The sequence below is a fragment of the Pedobacter sp. genome, assembly GCF_041662865.1.
In the GTDB taxonomy this organism is placed as follows: domain Bacteria; phylum Bacteroidota; class Bacteroidia; order Sphingobacteriales; family Sphingobacteriaceae; genus Pedobacter.
The window spans coordinates 1693-2991 of sequence record NZ_JBAZRL010000114.1 but is presented as its reverse complement, the minus strand read 5'-3'; the positions used below and the strand labels follow the sequence as shown (position 1 = coordinate 2991).

Annotated in this window: 1 protein-coding gene and 1 pseudogene; both read left to right on the top strand. The window is 35.8% G+C overall.

Annotation, left to right across the window (positions count from 1 at the left end; genetic code table 11):
• Positions 1-98 precede the first annotated feature (98 nt).
• Entirely contained in the window at positions 99-959 is an 861-nt protein-coding gene (locus WC622_RS16840) for a YitT family protein (protein WP_372820852.1), read from the top strand.
• A 15-nt stretch (positions 960-974) separates the two neighbouring features.
• Positions 975-1299 (top strand): annotated as a pseudogene (locus WC622_RS16835) (adenylyltransferase/cytidyltransferase family protein); the annotation flags it as partial.

Here is a 1299-nt window from a genome sequence, read left to right as displayed (position 1 = left end):
TTAACGCGGACTAGAAGTGGTGAATTTTTGTTAGCTAATGCTTTTGAAGTCGCCGACCTAGTGCAGCATCTTCGGGAGAAAAGAGAAAAAGCAATTCTATGAACCACCTTAAAAATAAAAATACTCGATTTATCAAAGAGGCAGCACTAATTTCTTTCGGGGTTATATCTGCATGTTTTGGCTTAAAGAGCTTTTTAATGCCAAATCACTTCATTGATGGTGGGGTAACAGGTATTTCGCTACTCATTAGTACCCTTACTGACTGGAATCTTTCTTATCTCATTGTCATCATTAATATTCCATTTATTTTAATGGGCTATAAGCAAATTGGACCAGGTTTCGCTATTAAAACCTCTATTGCTATCGTTGCACTGTCACTTGCTTTGATATTTTTACCCTTTGCTCCTATTACGCACGACAAGTTATTGATTGCCTTCTTTGGCGGTTTCTTCTTGGGTGGTGGGATTGGTTTAGCCATGCGTGGAGGTTGTGTAATAGATGGGACTGAAGTACTTGCTTTGTATATCAGTAGAAACAGCATGTTCACAGTAGGGAACATTATTCTAATTTTAAATATTATCATTTTTGCCTTTGCCGCATACTTTTTAAATATCGAAACAGCGCTATATGCAATTCTAACCTACCTTTCTGCTTCTAATACCATAGATTTTATTGTAAATGGCTTAGAAGCCTACACTGGTGTCACCATTATTTCTGAAAAAAATGAAGAAATTAAACACTTTATCATCAACAATATGAAAAGGGGGGTGACTATTTACAAAGGAGAAGGTGGATATTTAGAGAAGAAAGACATAGACATCATCTATACGGTAGTAACCAAGCTCGAAATGAGCAAACTACAATCCGAAATTAGGCAAATAGACCCTGACGCTTTTGTAGTTCAACAACAAATTGCCGATATCAAAGGCGGCGTGGTAAAGCGACAAGTGTTACATTAAATTTTATTGCTTCAAATGAAAATCTACCACCAAATAAATGATTTTAAGAAATTAACCAACGCAATTGTAACAATAGGTACTTTTGATGGGGTTCATTATGGTCATCAAAAAATTATCAAACGCCTATGTGAATTGGCAAAAATAAATGGTGGTGAAAGCGTAATCCTGACGTTCTTCCCGCATCCGCGTATGATTATTGATCCAGAAAATCAAGGTTTAAAAATGATCAATACCATTAAAGAGAAAGCTGAGATATTAGCAGACTTAGGCGTAGATCATTTAATTATCACTCCTTTTACCAGAGATTTTTCGAATTTAAGTGCGGGCGATTATATTAAAA